The organism is Pseudomonas sp. SORGH_AS_0211, assembly GCF_031453455.1.
GTDB classification, from domain to species: Bacteria; Pseudomonadota; Gammaproteobacteria; order Pseudomonadales; family Pseudomonadaceae; genus Chryseomonas; species Chryseomonas aestiva.
Map to the genome: position 1 here is coordinate 1,166,025 of NZ_JAVIZV010000001.1, position 15,418 is coordinate 1,181,442.

Here is a 15,418-nt window from a genome sequence, read left to right on the forward strand (position 1 = left end):
CTAGCGATCGATGGGGATGCCCCGGTTCGGCGGCGGTGGAGGCGCCGGCGGCTGGGGTTGCTGGGCCTGGGGATGGGGCACCATGTGCCAGGTCTCGTTGCGTGGCCGGCGGTCGATGTAGACCGGCACCGGCTGGTAGATGATGCCGGAGCCGCGCACCTCGGTTTCCTGCCGCGAACTGGAAGAGGACGAAGAGCCGCCGACCACGGTGACGTCGTCGACCGGACGCTGGCGGCTGGAAGCGGGGGCGGGTACCACGGTGACCTCGCGCGGCGCACTGACCGGCGGAGGCGTGGCGGGCCTGGGCGGCGGCGTGAAGCCGTTGCTGTCGGGCAGGCTCTGCAGCGGAATGGTGGTGATCTGACTATTCGTCGGGCAGGCGCCTTGGGTATAGGTCGTCCGGCCCTGGTCGTCCACGCACTTGTAGACATCCTGAGCGGCCACGACGCCACTGGCGAGCAGCAGGCCATAGAGCAGCGAACGCATGATGAGGCCCTCCGGGCACTCGAAGTGTCATCAGCAGGATACAAGATGCCTGCCGCGGCTCCCAGTGGCGGCGCGCACCCGGGATGGATCCGGTGGCTGGACGACCGACGTCGGCGCAAGGACCCTGCGACCGTGCCGATGGCTGCCAAGCGTCTTCGTGTTCCTCATCCTGCGGGCATCCAGCGCCTCCTGGCCCACCCTCGAGTGCGTTGCCGGATGCCCGGCGCTACAGGTCAGTTGACAGCCTTATCGCCTCCGCCATGCCCTTGAACAATGGCGGTTGCCTGCGGCGTTGGTCGGCGACGTGATCTGGATCCGGGTGGCCCCCTTCATCGACCCAGACAGCGGTTCGACTTGACCCCGATGCGAATCGCCTCTAATACTGTATGCATATACAGATAGAGGCGATGGCCATGGACAACACCCCTGCAGGTCTGGCGGCATGAGCGGCGGCGCCAGCCTGGCCCGGCTGTTCGAGGAGCGGCGCCTGTGGAAGGGGCAGACCAGTCCCGAAGCCCGGCGCAGTGGTCAGCCCACCGGGGTCGCTGCCCTGGATGCCCATCTGCCTGGCGCCGGCTGGCCCGAGGCGGCCCTCACCGAATTGCTGCTCGCCGGCCCCGGCCATGGCGAGTTGCGGCTGCTCTGGCCGACCCTGGCCCGCCTGAGTCAGGCCGCCGAGCGCATCGCCCTGATCGCGCCGCCGCTGTTGCCCTATCCCCTGGCCTGGCAGGCGGCCGGCGTGGCGCTGGACTCCCTGGTGGTGATCCGCGCCCAGGGCGCCGAGGTGCTCTGGGCCGCCGAGCAATGCCTGCGTTCGGGTTGCTTTGGCGCGGTGCTCTGCTGGCCCGAGCGCGCCGATGATCGCCAGTTGCGCCGGTTGCAGGTCGCCGCCGAGAGCGGTCGTACCCTGGCCTTCGCCCTGCGTCCGGCCGCGGCCCTGGACAATCCCTCGCCAGCGGCCTTGCGCCTGGAACTCCGGGCCCCCCTGGAACGGCTGCACATCCGCAAATGTCGGGGCGGGCAACCCGGCGTGCTCGATCTGGCCGGCGGCGCTTGAGCTTGCCATGCGCTGGGCCTGCATCCTCTTTCCGCAGCTGGCGCTGGATGCCGTGCTGCGCCGTCATCCGCAGCCGGAGCAGCCGCTGGTGCTGCTCTCCGGACCACCACACCGGCGTCTGCTGCAGGCGGTCAATCCGGCCGCCCGGGCGCTGGGACTGCGCCCGGGCCTGACCCTGGCCGCCGCCCAGGCGCTGACCCGCGACTTCGAGCAGCAGGAGCACGATCCGGCGCTCATCGAGACGGCCGAGACGCTGCTGGCGGCCTGGGGGTATGGCTTCAGTTCCCAGGTCAGCCGCCACTACCCCCGGGCACTGCTGCTGGAGGTGCAGTCCAGCCTGCCGCTGCTGGGGCCGTGGCCGCGGCTGGAACGGCGCCTGCGCCAGGAGCTCCAGGGCCTGGGTTTTCGCCATCGGCTGGCCCTGGCGCCCAATCCGGTGGCGGCGCGAGTGCTGACCAATGTCGCCGACGGCCTGGTCGCCTCCGCCGATGAGCTGCCAGGTCTGCTCGATCGACTCCCGGTGGAACGGGCCGGTTTCGCCCCCCAGCAGGCCCAGGCACTGGCACGCATGGGCATCCGCCGCCTGGAGCAGCTCAAGGCCCTGCCCAGGGCCGCCCTGGCCCGCCGCTTCGCCCCGGAGCTCCTGCAGCAGCTGGATCTGCTGGGTGGCAGCCGCAGCCTGGCGCTGGAGTTCTATCGACCCCCCGATCGTTTCGTGACGCGGGTGGAGCTCAATTTCGAGGTGGAATCCCACCAGGCCCTGCTGTTCCCGCTGCGCCGCCTCACCGCTGACCTGGCCGCCTGGCTGGCCAGTCGCGACCGTGGCGTGCAGCGCTTCCTGCTCTGGCTGGAGCATCGCCAGGGTCCGGCCACTGCCCTGACCATCGGCCTGCTGGCGCCCGAGCGCGATGCCGCCCTGCTGTTCGAATTCGCCCGTGGTCGTCTCGAACAGCTGCAGGTGGTGGCGTCGGTGCTGGCGCTGCGCCTGGAAAGCGAGGAGTTGCCGCTCTTCGTGCCGGAACGCCATGGCCTGTTCGACGAACGCCCGGCCCAGGCCGTGGGCTGGGAGGCGCTGCGCGAGCGCCTGCGTGCCCGGCTGGGCGAAGAGGCGGTGCTGGGTCTCGGCATCCAGGCGGATCACCGTCCCGAGCGCGCCCTGGTCTGGCGCCAGGAACGACACCTGGAGACCGCGCTGCCCGGTCTGCGTCCGGGTTGGCTGCTGAGCGAACCGCGCCCCCTCGACGGCCAGCCACGCCGCGTCCTCGCGGGCCCTGAACGCATCGAAAGTGGCTGGTGGGACGGGGGCGACCAGCGCCGCGACTACTACCGCATCGAGGTGGCCGACGGACGCCAGGCCTGGGCCTTTCGCCGCTATGGCGAGGAGACACCCTGGTGGATCCAGGGCTGGTTCGCATGAGCGGCTATGCCGAGTTGCACTGCCTGTCGAATTTCAGTTTCCAGCGCGGTGCCTCCAGCGCCCTGGAGTTGTTCGAGCGGGCCAGGGCGCTGGGCTATGCGGCGCTGGCCATCACCGATGAAGGCACCCTGAGCGGTATCGTCCGCGCCTGGCAGGCGGCGCGCCAGGTCGGGCTGCCGCTGATCGTCGGCAGCGAGCTGACCCTCGACGACGGCCTGCGCCTGGTGCTGCTGGTGGAGGATCTGCCGGGTTACGAGACCCTCTGCGCCCTGATCACCCGGGCGCGCCGTCGTGCGCCCAAGGGCCGCTACCAGCTTGCTCGTGCGGATCTGCAGCCGCCACTGCCCGGGCTGCTGGCGATCTGGTTGCCGGGAGAAGAACCTGTGACCGAGGAGGGCGCCTGGCTCAAGCAGGTCTTCGCCGAGCGCCTCTGGCTCGGCGTCGAATTGCTGCGCGGCGCCGACGATACCGCCCGACTCCTGCAGTTGCAGGCCCTGGGCACCCAACTGGGCGTGCCGGCCGTGGCCTGTGGCGACGTGCACATGCACACCCGCGGGCGCCGGGCCCTGCAGGATGTGCTCACCGGCATCCGCCATCACCTGCCGGTCGCCGAAGCCGGCTATCGCCTGCATCCCAACGGCGAGCGCCATCTGCGCCCGCTGACGGTACTCGAGGGGCTCTATCCCGCGGCGCTGCGCGCCGAGACCCTGAGGATCGCCGCCCGCTGCCGCTTCGATCTGGGCGAGTTGCGCTATCGCTATCCCCAGGAGGTGATACCCGCCGGCGCGACGGCCGGCTCCTGGCTGGCCGAGCTGACCCGCCGCGGCCTGGCCTGGCGCTGGCCGGAGGGCGCGCCGGAACGGGTCACCGACCAGGTGGCCCGAGAGCTGACGCTGATAGCCGAAAAGGGCTACGAGAACTACTTTCTCACCGTGCACGACATCGTCGACTACGCCCGCCGCCAGCACATCCTCTGCCAGGGCCGCGGCTCGGCGGCGAACTCGGTGGTCTGCTATGTACTGGGCATCACCGAGCTGAATCCGCTCACCGGCAATCTGCTGTTCGAGCGCTTCATCTCCCGTGAGCGCGACGAGCCGCCCGATATCGACGTCGATTTCGAGCACGAGCGACGCGAAGAGGTCATCCAGTACGTCTTTCGCCGCTATGGGCGTGAGCGCGCCGCGCTCACCGCGGTGGTCAGCACCTATCACGCCGCCGGCGCCCTGCGCGATGTCGGCAAGGCCCTGGGCCTGCCGGGCGACCAGCTCGACGCCCTGTCCGGGTGCGCCGGGCGCTGGACCGACGAGATCCCCGGTCCGCAGCGCCTGCGCGAAGCGGGTTTCGACCCGGACAGCCCGCTGCTGCAGCGAGTGCTCATCCTCGCCGGCCAACTGATCGGCTTTCCCCGGCATCTTTCCCAGCATCCCGGTGGCTTCGTCATTTCCGCAGCGCCCCTGGCGACGCTGGTACCGGTGGAAAACGCCGCCATGCCCGAACGCACCCTGATCCAGTGGGACAAGGACGACCTCGATGCCGTGGGCCTGCTCAAGGTCGACATCCTCGCCCTGGGCATGCTCAGCGCCCTGCGCCGCTGCTTCGACCTGGTCGCCGGCTGGCGCGGCCAGCGCTGGACTCTGGCCAGCCTGCCCCAGGAAGACCCGCCCACCTACGCCATGATCTCCCGCGCCGATACGGTGGGGGTGTTCCAGATCGAATCCCGCGCCCAGATGGCCATGCTGCCGCGCCTCAGGCCGCAAACCCTCTACGACCTGGTGATCGAGGTGGCCATCGTCCGTCCCGGTCCCATCCAGGGCGACATGGTGCATCCCTACCTGCGCCGCCGAAACGGAGAAGAGGAGGCCGACTATCCCCATGACGAATTGCGTCCAGCCCTGGAGCGTACCCTGGGGGTGCCGCTGTTCCAGGAACAGGTGATGCAGATCGCCATAACCGCTGCCAAATACACCCCGGGCGAGGCCGATCAGTTGCGCCGCTCCATGGCCGCCTGGAAGCGCCATGGCGGGTTGGAGCCTCACCGCACGCGACTGCACGACAAGATGGTCGAGCGCGGCTATCGCCCGGAATTCGCCGCGCGCCTCTTCGAGCAGATCAAGGGTTTCGGCAGCTACGGCTTTCCCGAATCCCATGCCGCCAGCTTCGCCCTGCTGACCTATGCCAGCTCCTGGCTCAAGTGCCACGAGCCGGCCGCCTTCGCCTGTGCCCTGGTCAACAGCTGGCCGATGGGTTTCTACAGTCCGGATCAGGTGTTGCAGGACGCCCGGCGCCACGGCATCGAGGTGCGCGCGGTGACCGTGCAGGCCAGCGACTGGGATTGCCGGCTGGAGGCGAGTGCCGGCCATCAGCCGGCGATCCGCCTGGGCCTGCGCCTGGTGCAGGGGCTGGCGGAAGCGGCTGGCCAGCGCCTGGTAGCGGCACGGGGTACGCGGCCCTTTCGCGACGTCGAGGACCTCTGTCGCCGGGCCGAGCTGGACGCCCGGGCGCGCGGACAGCTGGCCGAGGCCGGCGCCCTGGCGGAGCTGGCCGGTGATCGTCATCAGGCACGCTGGGCCATGGCCGGCGTGGAGCGCCAGCTACCGCTGTTCGCGTCGGCGGACTATGCCCTGGAGGAACGCCCGGCCTTGCCCGTGCCCAGCGTCGCGGAGGACGTGCATGCCGACTACCGCATGCTGGGCACCACCCTGGGACCGCATCCGCTGATCCTGTTACGCGGCGAACTCCAGGCACGACGCTGCCGGGATTTCCGCCAGCTGGACGAGATCAGGTCGGGTGCCCTGGTGCGGGTGGCCGGACTGGTACGCGGACGACAGCGACCGGGCACGGCCAGCGGGGTGATCTTCGTGACCCTGGAAGACGAGCACGGCATGCTCAATGTGGTGGTCTGGCGCGCGGTGGGCGAACAGCAGCGACGACCGTTGTTGCAGGCACGACTGCTACAGGTCGAAGGGCATCTGGAACGGGAAGCGGGGGTGCAGCACCTGATCGCCGGTCGCTTGACCGACCTGAGTCCTTTGCTCGACGAACTCATGGTGTCAAGTCGGGATTTCCACTAGGGCGCAAGGGGGAGGTGAGGCGGGGAAGAGCGGGTGGAGCGGGGGACTGTCTTCCGAAGCGCTCTGAAGCGCCCGGAAGACAAGAATCGACCAACGCAGTCTTAGCTGACGGCGTCTTTGAGGCCTTTGCCGGGCTTGAAGCCGGGCAGCTTGGCAGCGGCGATCTTGATGGTGGCACCGGTCTGCGGGTTGCGGCCTTCGCGAGCAGCGCGCTCTTTTACTGCGAAAGTTCCGAAACCGACCAGGCTAACGCTGTCGCCTTGCTTCAGGGCGTCGGTCACCGCAGTGGTGAAGGCGTCCAGGGCTTTGGCAGCGGTGGCCTTGGGCAGGTCGGCAGACGCGGCAATGGCGTCGATCAGCTCAGCTTTATTCATGTAAAAACTCCATGTGTGAGTATTGGCCAGGCAGTATAGCGGCAGCTTTGCCTTGCGTAGAGCCTTTGTGAGCCTCTACGTGGCCGGTTGAAGCAGCCTTGTTGTTCGGCGCTACAGGATACGCATAGCGGGCGAAAGAACGATAGGGTATTCGATCTGGCAGGGGCGTGAAAACCTGATCCGCACTGCATTTTCCACGCTTCACAGCCCAACCGTCGCCTTTTTGGGCAGCGGCGATGGCCGTTTGGTTTCCTCTAGGCGCTGAACGAAAAGTCGCCGAGCGATGGTGAGGCGAGGCGAAAAACCTTGAGGAAGCGGAGTTTACAAGGGGTAAATGAGCATTCCGACCGGGCTGGCGACCCAGAGGTTTTCAACGAAGCATCACCGAGCGCAGGCAGTTTTCGTACAGTGCCTAAGCTACGCGGTCGGGTGATAGCTGCGGCTGCAACGGTGGCGTCAGGGGCGGCAGGCCATAGGCCGCACGGGCGGCATCGCAGTGCGGATTGGCTTCGCCGTTCTCCCAGGCGGCGGTGAACTCGCGGCAGGTGCTGGAACGGTTTTCATAGACGGTGCAGCGCGTACCGCAGCCCACCTCGCCGAGCAGGGCCGCACAGCGTACCGGCTTCTGCTCGGTGCCCTGCATGGCCACCAGGTGCGGGCTGATCGCGACGGTCAGGTAGTCGGGCACCAGGCCGCCTGCCGACTGGCATTCGCCCCAATAGAAAGACACGCGGAAATGGGCGCAGCAGGCGCCACAGCTGAGGCAAGGATTCTCGGTCGACATGGACGACAGCCATCGCAGGAACCGGCAGGGCCGGTGGGACAGGCACGGATTCTAGGCAAGCCCCGTGAGGTTGCGAAGCCCCCTCCAACGACCGTTCGGCGGCGACCTACGGCAGTCTTTTCAGGTGCTCGGGTGTGACCAGATGTCGCTGCAGCCAGGCAATGAACAGTCGCACCTTGGCCGGCACCAGGCGCCGATGGGGATAGAGGGCGTGGATGGCGATGGCCTGGGTGTGCCAGGGGGCGAACAGTCGCTCCAGGCGACCCGCCGCCAGGTCATCGCCCACCAGGAAATCCGGCTGGCGAATGATGCCGTGGCCGTCCAGCGCCGCCTGGTGGAGGACGCTGCCATTGTTAGCGCGCAGGGGCCCGCTGACCTTGACCTGCAGGCGCTCCCCCTCTCGCTGGAATTCCCAGAGATCGCCATCGCTGGCGTAGCTGTAGAGCAGGCAGCGATGCTCACGCAAGGCGGCGGGGTGCTCGGGGCGACCATGGCGCTGCAGATAGGCGGGTGCGGCGCAGATGAACAGCTCGACCGCGCCCAGGGGCTGCGCCACCAGACTGGAGTCGCTGAGGTCGCCGATGCGCACGGCCAGATCGAAGCCTTCCTCGACCAGGCGCACCTGGCGATCGCTCAGCTCCAGGTCGATGGCGACCGCGGGGTACTCATGCAGGAAGCTGCTCACCAGCGGTGCCAGATGACGTACGCCAAAGGTGAGGGGCGCACTGACCCTCAGCCGCCCCTGAGGCCGCTCGTGGCCTTCCTGCAGGCGCTGTTCGAGGGCCTCCAGATCACCCAGCAGCGGGACCAGCCCTTCATGCAGCGTACGCCCGGCCTCGGTCAGGCTCAGGGTGCGAGTGGTGCGTTGCAGCAGCCGGGTGCCGTAGTGTCGCTCCAGGGCCGCCAGGTGCTTGGTGAGCGCCGAGCGTGACAGTTCCAGCCGCTCCGCCGCGGCGGTCAGGCTGCCCAGTTCGACGATCTTGATAAAGGCCTGCAGGGCTCTCAGGGTGTCCAAGGATTGTTTCCATAGCGTGCACAGTTCATTCCCAGGGTGCGCCTTTATTCGCGTGCTGGAAACAGGACAATAGCGTCATCTTTCCTCCGTTCGAGAATCAGCATGACCGACCGTACTTCATCCTATGCCCCGCTGTTGCTGCGCCTGGCCCTGGGCGCCATGTTCCTGGCCCACGGCCTGACCAAGCTGCTGGTGTTCACCCTGCCGGGTACCGCGGGTTTCTTCGCCTCGGTAGGCTTTCCCGGCTGGCTGGCCTATCCGGTCACCTTCTTCGAACTGGGCGCGGGCGTGCTCCTGATCCTGGGCGCCTGGGTGCGTCCGGTCGCGGCAGTCGCCGCCGTCCAACTGTTCGCGGCCGCGACGGTCCATTTCGGCAATGGCTGGTCCTTCTCCAATCCCCATGGCGGCTGGGAATATCCGGTCTTTCTTGCCGTAACCGCCGCCGCCCTGGCGCTGCTGGGCGCAGGCCAGCTCTCCTGGGATGCCCGCAAGCGTTCCTGAACCCCTGCTCGAGAGGTCGCCACCATGTCGCTTCCCACCTTGTTCGTTTCTCACGGTTCGCCCATGGAGGCGCTCGACGCCGGCGCGGCGGGAACGGCCTGGCGCGCCCTGGGACGGTCGCTGCCGACGCCGGCCGCCATCGTTGTGGTCTCGGCGCACTTCGATACCCGGGTTCCGCTGTTCGGCAGCGCCAAGCGGCCGGCTACCGTCCATGACTTCTATGGCTTTCCCGAGGCCCTCTACCGGCTGGACTATCCCGCGCCTGGCGCTCCGGCCCCTGGCCGAGCAGCTGGCGCAGGGGCTACGTGACCAGGGCTGGGAGGCCGAAACCGGCGAGCAGGGGCTGGATCATGGCGCCTGGGTGCCGCTGCGCTATCTCTATCCCGACGCTCGGATCCCCGTGGTACCGCTGTCGATGAGCGCTGCCCGCGGACCGGACTACCACCATGCCCTGGGCCAGGCGCTGGCGAGGGTGCTACCGGCGGACACCCTGCTGATCGGCTCGGGCAGCCTGACCCACAATCTCGGTGACTTCCGCCGTGGGGGCGTCGAGTCCCCAGGCTATGTGCGGGACTTCCAGCAATGGATGCAGACCCGCCTGCGCGAGCGGGACCTGGACGCCTTGCTCGATTACCGACGTCAGGCACCGCAGGCCCGTCAGGCCCATCCCACCGACGAGCACCTGTTGCCGCTGTTCGTCGCCCTGGGCGCGGCCGATCCCGAGGGCATCTTCAGCGTCCATCATGACGGCATCGCCCATCGCATCCTGGCCATGGATCTCTACGGCTTTTCCCGCCACTAGCCGCTTGCCAAGAAAAAGCCCGGATCGGTAACCAATCCGGGCTTTTCGCCAACTGCAAAACGCCGTTCGATCAGCCGAACAGCTTGGGACCATAGCCCCACATCAGAACCGTGGTGGCCATCAGCACCTCCAGCACCAGCACCCCGATGGACAGGGTGGAACCGGACATGATGAAGCCCTCCCGCTGATCGATATTGAGGAAGGAGGGAATGCCGGTATAGAGCAGGTAGGCCGAATAGGCCAGGCCGACGATCCCGGCGATGGCGCATAGCCACACCAGCGGATAGAAGCCCACCAGGCCGCTCAGCAGCATGGGCGTGGCCACGTAGCCGGCGAACAGGATGCAGCGGTTGGCACTGGGTCGATCCGGATAGCGCCGCGCCAGCCAGTGGATCACATGCCCCATGGCCACGACGGCCGCCATGATCAGCGCATAGCTGATGACCGCCAGGACCACCGCCGTGGGCAGGTCCAGCACATGGGCTTCACCGCCGCCGAAGCGCCAGCCGAAGGTGGTGGTACCCACCAAGGAAGCGACGACGGGAATGGCTGCCAGCAAGGCGACATGATGGGCGAAGAAGTGCCCGACCGTTTCCCCTTCGCGACGGATCTGTTGCCACTCGCGATCGGGATGGGCCAGCAGGCCCCAGACATGATTGATCATGATTCTGCTCCTCACCCGCTCTGGTCGCCGCAAGCGGGCCTCTATGGATGGCGAACGCTGGGTACAACGCGACTGGCGACTACCTTAGGAGTATAGAAGAGGTCTGGAATGCGTCATGTGAGCCGACGAAGGGCCGTCTGCCTGCAAACGAAGCGACCAATGGTCACAGAGCACCAGGCTGGTGCGTTTCCGAGCCTCCGCTGTCCGGCCAACGCCCGGAAGGCAATACCTGACCACTTGGACAGGAAATTGCTTGTTCAAGGTATCTGTTACCGCCAAACGAGGCCTGTCATGCCATCTCTCGACATCATCATCGCCGGCGCCGGCATGGGCGGTCTCACCGCCGCCCTGGCGTTGCAGCAGGCCGGGCACCGGGTCCGCCTGTTCGAGCGGGCACAGGATCTGGCCCCCATCGGCGCGGCCCTCTCCATCTGGCCCAATGGCGTCAAGGTACTTGAGCAGCTGGGGCTCGGGTCCGCCATCGCCGCGGTCAGCGGCGACATGCAGACCATGAGCTATCGGGATCACGAGGGACGGTTGCTTACCCAGTTCAGCTTGCTGCCTCTCTATGCGGCCGTGGGCCGGCCAGCGCGCCCCATCGCCCGAGCCCACCTGCAGCGACTGCTGCTGGAAGCCGTGGGCGTCGAGCGGGTGACCCTGGGGGTCGGTTGCGACGGCTTCGAGCAGGATGCGACCGGGGTGACCGTGCTCCTTGGCGACGGTCGTCGCGAACGGGCCGATCTGCTGATCGCCGCCGATGGCACCCACTCGCGCCTGCGGGAGCGGGTGGTGGGCCAGGCCATCACCCGTGAGTATTGCGGCTACGTGAACTGGAACGGGCGGGTGAGGATCGCGCCGGAGCTGGCCGAGGCCCACGACTGGGCGCAATTCGTCGGGGCGCACCAACGTGTTTCCCTGATGCCCATGGGCGGTGACGAATTCTATTTCTTCTTCGACGTACCCCTGCCCAAGGGCACCCCCAACGACCGCGGCCGCTACCGCGCGGAGCTGGCCAAGCACTTCGCCGGCTGGGCGCCGCCGGTGCAGCGCCTCATCGAGCGGCTGGATCCCCAGGGTGTGGCCCGCGTGGAGATCCACGATACCCGGCCATTGCCGACCCTGGTACAGGGCCGGGTGGCGCTCCTGGGCGATTCCGCCCATGCCATGGCCCCGGACCTGGGTCAGGGCGGTTGCCAGGCCATGGAGGATGCCTGGGTGCTGGCACGCAGTCTGGACGCCGAGACCGATCCGTTCGCGGCCCTGCAAGCCTACGAGAAGGCGCGACTGGAGCGGGTCGCCGGCATCGTCGAGCGGGCGCGCAAGCGCTGCGAGATCACTCACGGTCACGAGCCCCTGGCCACCCGGGCCTGGTACGCCGAGCTGGCCCGGGAAACCGGCGAGACGGTGATCGCCGGCCTGCGCAAGACCGCCGAGGGCGGTCCGCTGTGAAATAGCCCTGGCCCGCGGAGACGAATGGCAGTGCCGGGGGTCGAAAGGCCCACGTCCTCGTCGGAGAGTTAGCCCATGCGCCTGCGTCTCGCCCTGACCCTTGCCAGCCTTGCCATCACCCCGCTGGCCTTTGCCGCCGACGGCGGCTGTCCCTATCCGCAGACTGTGAAGTTCGCCAGCCCCAACTGGGAGAGCGGCATGTTCACCACCGAGGTGCTGCGCCTGCTGGTGGAGAAGGGTTATGGCTGCCAGACCGACAGCGTGCCGGGCAACACCGTGACCCTGGAAAACGCCCTGGCGCAAAACGACATCCAGGTCACCGGCGAGCAGTGGGCCGGGCGCAGTCCGGCCTGGCGCGCGGCGGAGAAGGCCGGCAAGGTCTTTGCCGTCGGCGAGACGGTCAAGGGCGCCACCGAGGGCTGGTGGGTACCGGAATACCTGGTCAAGGGTGATCCCGCGCGAGGCATCCAGGCCAAGGCGCCGGACCTGAAGAGCGTCGCCGATCTGCCGCGCTACAAGGAGCTGTTCCGCGATCCGGAAGAGCCCGGCAAGGGTCGCTTCCTCAACTGCCCGACCGGCTGGACCTGCGAGATCGTCAACAGCCAGAAGCTCAAGGCCTACAAGCTGACCGACAGCTACACCAACTTCCGCACCGGTACCGGTCCCGCGCTGGACGCGGCCATCGCTACCGCCATGCGTCGTGGCGAACCGGTGCTCTTCTACTATTGGTCGCCGACCCCGCTGATGGGCCGTTACAAGCTGGTCCAGCTGGAAGAACCGCCGTTCAGCCAGAAGGCCTGGGATACCCTGTCGGATCCGAAGAATCCTGATCCGCTGCCGTCGCGCTCGCTGCCGGCCAAGATTACCATCGGCGTCTCCCGCGACCTGCACGACAAGGCGCCGGCCCTGGTGGAGCTGTTCGAGAAGGTCGAATTCCCCCTCGACCAGTTCAACGGCATCCTCGCCGGCATGGCCGAGAAACGCGAAGACGCCCAGGTCGTGGCCAGGCGTTTCCTCAAGGAGCATCCGGAGGTCTGGACATCCTGGCTGCCGGCGGAAAATGCCGAGCGGGTAAAGGCGGCGCTCTAGGCGCAGTGATTAGGGGATAATGGCGGTTTTCCGTGCTGGAGCCGCCCATGACCGTCGCCGCCCTCACCATGTACGTCGAGCCTGCCGAGGTGCGCGACGCCTATCGCCAACTGGCCGAGGCGGTGGCGCTGCGCCTGAACAAGACACTCGACCCCGCGCCCGAGGACCTGCCGGCGCTCTGGACGCATCCCGCGCTGCTGCTGGCCCAGACCTGCGGCTATCCTTGGGCGACCCGCCTGCGCGGCCAGGTGCGCCTGGTCGCGGCGCCGCGTTATCGCTTCGAGGGTTGCCACGCGGCCGAGCACTGCGCCTTCATCCTGGTGCCCGAGACGCTGGACGCGACCAGTCTGGCGGATCTGCGCGGCAAGCGTGTCGCCCTCAACGGCCTGGATTCCAATACCGGCATGAATCTGCTGCGCCACGCCGTGGCGCCCCTGGCCGAGCGTGCCCGCTTCTTCGGCGAGATGATCGTCAGCGAAAGCCACGCCAACAGCCTGGCACTGTTGCAGCAAGGGCACGCCGATGTGGCCGCGGTGGATGCCGTGACCTATGGCTATCTGCAACGCGCCCAGCCCGAACGGGTAACCGGTCTGCGCCTGCTGCAACGTACTCGCAGCAGTCCGGCCTTGCCCTTCATCACCGCCGCCAGTCGTTCGGATGCGGAGGTGGAAGCCTTGCGCACGGCCCTGAACGACAGCCTGGCCGCCGATCCTGCGTTGGCCGACATCCTTGCCCTCGACGGTGTCACGGCCGTGGATGAAGCGACCTATCTACCCCTGCTGGATTGGCGCCGGGAGGCGGTGGAGCAGGGCTACCCGGTGATTGCCTAGATTGGGTTGAGACGGCTTTACCGTCGAAGCCCAACACGAGGGATTCAGCCTGGTGGCGTTGGGCTTCGCTACGCTCAACCCAACCTACGGTGCATCGCGTCAGCGGGCCACGCGTAGGTTGGGTTGAGATGGCTTTATCGTCGAAGCCCAACACGAGGGGTTCGGCCTGGTGGCGTTGGGCTTCGCTGCGCTCGACCCAACCTACGACATCTCGGCTCCCGTACCTTCCTGCAAGCGCCGCAACTCCACCAGGTCATGGCTGCAGAACAGCGTCAGCCCCAGGTCCTGGCGCAGGGAGAGCTCGCGCAGACGCGCCTGGTTGTCCAGGCGACTGGCGCGGTCGGCTTCCATCAGGCGCTGGTAGAACCTCAGGCCCGGCGTGCAGTGACGTTCGGGCTGGCGCATCTCGTCGCGATAGAAATAGGCGTCGCCGGCGTGCAGCAACCAGCCTCCGTCGTGCTGGATGGCGATACCGGCATGACCCGCGGTATGGCCGGGCAGCGGGATCATCAGGATCTCCGGCGGTAGGCCGGGCAGGTCACGCACGCTGGCGAAGCCGTGCCAGGCCTCGCCCTGGGGTTCGTGGAAATGCCAGTGGCGAATGCCTTGCCATTGCGCCGGACTGTAGCGACGTCGACCGATGAAGCCATGGCGCTGCCGCTGCGCATCCCACTCCCGCTGCAGGACATGGACCTGGGCCTGGGGAAAGTCGTCCAGGCCGCCGGCATGGTCGAAATCCAGATGGGTCAGCACGATATGGCGGACGTCGCCCGGACGAAAACCCAGGCGGCGCAGCTGCGCCAGGGCGCTGAGTTCGGGATCGTACTGGATGCGATTCATCAGCCGGAAGAACGGACTGAGCCGCCGGCCGCGTTCCCTGAGATCGGCTTCGCCAAAGCCGGTATCCACCAGCACCAGGCCGTCCCGGTCGGTTTCCACCAGCAGGCAATGACAGGCGAGGTGGGCGGCAAGGCCATGGCTGAAGCCGTCGTACAGCGCCCCGCCCAGGGGGCACATGCAGCCGCAGTTGAGGTGATGGATACGCATGATCGGCTCCGCGAGGGTGACCTCCGGTAGAAGAGGCGAGCGCACGCAAAGTTCGAGCGCAGCGGTCGTCCGCGCGGACTTCGAGGCTTGCCAGGCGGGCGCCGCCGTCTATTCGCCGCTGACCCTGCGCCTCTACGACGCCTGGGTTCTGGGCCTCTCCAATCGCTATGCCTGGGGCTGCCCGACCGCCGAGGTGCTGCTGCCGTTCTTTCGTCGGCAGGTCGGTCGGCGCCATCTCGAGGTGGGCGTGGGTACCGGCTACTACCTGGCCAAGGCGGAGCTGCCGGCCGATACCGAGGTCACCCTGCTGGATCTCAATCCGGTCAGTCTGGCCGCCGCGCAAGGGCGCTTCGGGCGGCCCGCCCGGACCCTGCGCCACGACGTGCTGGAACCGCTGGAGCCGACGGTCGGCCCCTTCGATTCCATCGCCCTGTACTACCTCTTGCACTGCCTGCCCGGCAGCCTGGCGCAGAAGGGGCGAGTGTTCGCTCAGCTGGCGCCAGTGCTGGCGCCTGGCGGCGTGCTGTTCGGCGCCACCATCCTGGGCGATACCGCGGGCCATAATCGCTTCGGCCAACGGCTGATGGCCCTGTACAACCGCAAGGGGATCTTCGGCAACGCCCACGACACCCTGGCGGATCTCGAGCGAGAGTTGCGTAGGCACTTCGCCCGGATCGAGCTGCGCCAGGTAGGCCGGGTCGCGCTTTTCAGCGCCCGCTAACCCCACGCAGGCGGCGCCAGGGCCCCTGGCTGAACCCTGAGCCCGCGGCGCTGACCAAGGTAGGATCGCCAGCGGAACGGCTCTGCCGCCCTGGCCCTCCCAGTGCAGACG

14 protein-coding genes and 1 pseudogene are annotated in these 15,418 nt (G+C 67.7%); 9 read left to right on the forward strand and 6 right to left on the reverse strand.

Annotated elements, in window-relative coordinates; translation table 11 throughout:
• Positions 1-486 carry a DUF4124 domain-containing protein gene (locus QE393_RS05350; RefSeq protein ID WP_273809336.1) on the reverse strand — a complete coding sequence of 162 codons (486 nt, stop codon included), beginning with the start codon at positions 484-486 and terminating at the stop codon, positions 1-3.
• Between the two features lie 442 nt (positions 487-928).
• Between QE393_RS05350 and imuA the strand changes: the two genes are divergently transcribed.
• Genes imuA through QE393_RS05365 form a run of 3 tightly spaced genes read left to right on the forward strand, consistent with a single transcriptional unit; the run spans position 929 to position 6,031 of the window.
• Complete coding sequence (gene imuA, locus QE393_RS05355; protein ID WP_263258725.1) at positions 929-1,543, forward strand: translesion DNA synthesis-associated protein ImuA; 615 nt, start codon at positions 929-931, stop codon at positions 1,541-1,543.
• 7 nt (positions 1,544-1,550) lie between these two features.
• A complete protein-coding gene (locus QE393_RS05360) occupies positions 1,551-2,960 on the forward strand; it encodes a DNA polymerase Y family protein (protein ID WP_273809338.1) in 1,410 nt (469 codons plus the stop codon).
• Positions 2,957-6,031, forward strand: a complete 3,075-nt coding sequence (locus QE393_RS05365; RefSeq protein ID WP_273809649.1) for an error-prone DNA polymerase — start codon at positions 2,957-2,959, stop codon at positions 6,029-6,031. The genes QE393_RS05360 and QE393_RS05365 overlap by 4 nt, the downstream gene beginning before the upstream one ends.
• Positions 6,032-6,132: 101 nt before the next feature.
• On the opposite strand, the gene QE393_RS05370 is transcribed toward QE393_RS05365, so the two are convergent.
• From QE393_RS05370 to QE393_RS05380, 3 genes are all read right to left on the reverse strand, one after another.
• Positions 6,133-6,405: an HU family DNA-binding protein gene (locus QE393_RS05370; protein ID WP_007159052.1), complete on the reverse strand. Its 273-nt coding sequence runs from the start codon at positions 6,403-6,405 to the stop codon at positions 6,133-6,135.
• A gap of 412 nt (positions 6,406-6,817) precedes the next feature.
• On the reverse strand, positions 6,818-7,189 hold the full coding sequence (locus QE393_RS05375; protein WP_273809346.1) for a YkgJ family cysteine cluster protein: 372 nt from the start codon (positions 7,187-7,189) through the stop codon (positions 6,818-6,820).
• 106 nt (positions 7,190-7,295) lie between these two features.
• Complete coding sequence (locus tag QE393_RS05380; RefSeq protein WP_273809347.1) at positions 7,296-8,204, reverse strand: LysR family transcriptional regulator; 909 nt, start codon at positions 8,202-8,204, stop codon at positions 7,296-7,298.
• Between the two features lie 102 nt (positions 8,205-8,306).
• On the opposite strand from QE393_RS05380, the gene QE393_RS05385 reads away from it, so the two are divergent.
• Positions 8,307-8,705 carry a DoxX family protein gene (locus QE393_RS05385; protein WP_007159049.1) on the forward strand — a complete coding sequence of 133 codons (399 nt, stop codon included), beginning with the start codon at positions 8,307-8,309 and terminating at the stop codon, positions 8,703-8,705.
• Between the two features lie 24 nt (positions 8,706-8,729).
• A pseudogene (locus tag QE393_RS05395) lies at positions 8,730-9,507 on the forward strand (DODA-type extradiol aromatic ring-opening family dioxygenase).
• A gap of 70 nt (positions 9,508-9,577) precedes the next feature.
• Here the strand turns inward: QE393_RS05395 and QE393_RS05400 are convergent.
• Positions 9,578-10,171 carry a Yip1 family protein gene (locus QE393_RS05400; RefSeq protein ID WP_310042441.1) on the reverse strand — a complete coding sequence of 198 codons (594 nt, stop codon included), beginning with the start codon at positions 10,169-10,171 and terminating at the stop codon, positions 9,578-9,580.
• 291 nt (positions 10,172-10,462) lie between these two features.
• On the opposite strand from QE393_RS05400, the gene hpxO reads away from it, so the two are divergent.
• The 3 genes from hpxO (at position 10,463) to QE393_RS05415 (ending at position 13,539) form a co-directional block, all read left to right on the forward strand.
• Entirely contained in the window at positions 10,463-11,620 is a 1,158-nt protein-coding gene (hpxO, locus tag QE393_RS05405; RefSeq protein WP_273809355.1) for an FAD-dependent urate hydroxylase HpxO, read from the forward strand.
• Positions 11,621-11,695: 75 nt separating this feature from the next.
• Positions 11,696-12,709 carry an ABC transporter substrate-binding protein gene (locus QE393_RS05410; RefSeq protein ID WP_273809357.1) on the forward strand — a complete coding sequence of 338 codons (1,014 nt, stop codon included), beginning with the start codon at positions 11,696-11,698 and terminating at the stop codon, positions 12,707-12,709.
• A gap of 47 nt (positions 12,710-12,756) precedes the next feature.
• Entirely contained in the window at positions 12,757-13,539 is a 783-nt protein-coding gene (locus QE393_RS05415) for a phosphate/phosphite/phosphonate ABC transporter substrate-binding protein (protein ID WP_273809358.1), read from the forward strand.
• A 201-nt stretch (positions 13,540-13,740) separates the two neighbouring features.
• Here QE393_RS05415 and QE393_RS05420 read toward each other — a convergent pair whose 3' ends face one another.
• On the reverse strand, positions 13,741-14,586 hold the full coding sequence (locus QE393_RS05420; protein WP_310042446.1) for an MBL fold metallo-hydrolase: 846 nt from the start codon (positions 14,584-14,586) through the stop codon (positions 13,741-13,743).
• Here QE393_RS05420 and QE393_RS05425 point away from each other — a divergent pair.
• On the forward strand, positions 14,585-15,307 hold the full coding sequence (locus QE393_RS05425; protein ID WP_310042448.1) for a class I SAM-dependent methyltransferase: 723 nt from the start codon (positions 14,585-14,587) through the stop codon (positions 15,305-15,307). The two genes, QE393_RS05420 and QE393_RS05425, sit on opposite strands and share 2 nt — an antisense overlap.
• Positions 15,308-15,418: the final 111 nt, after the last annotated feature.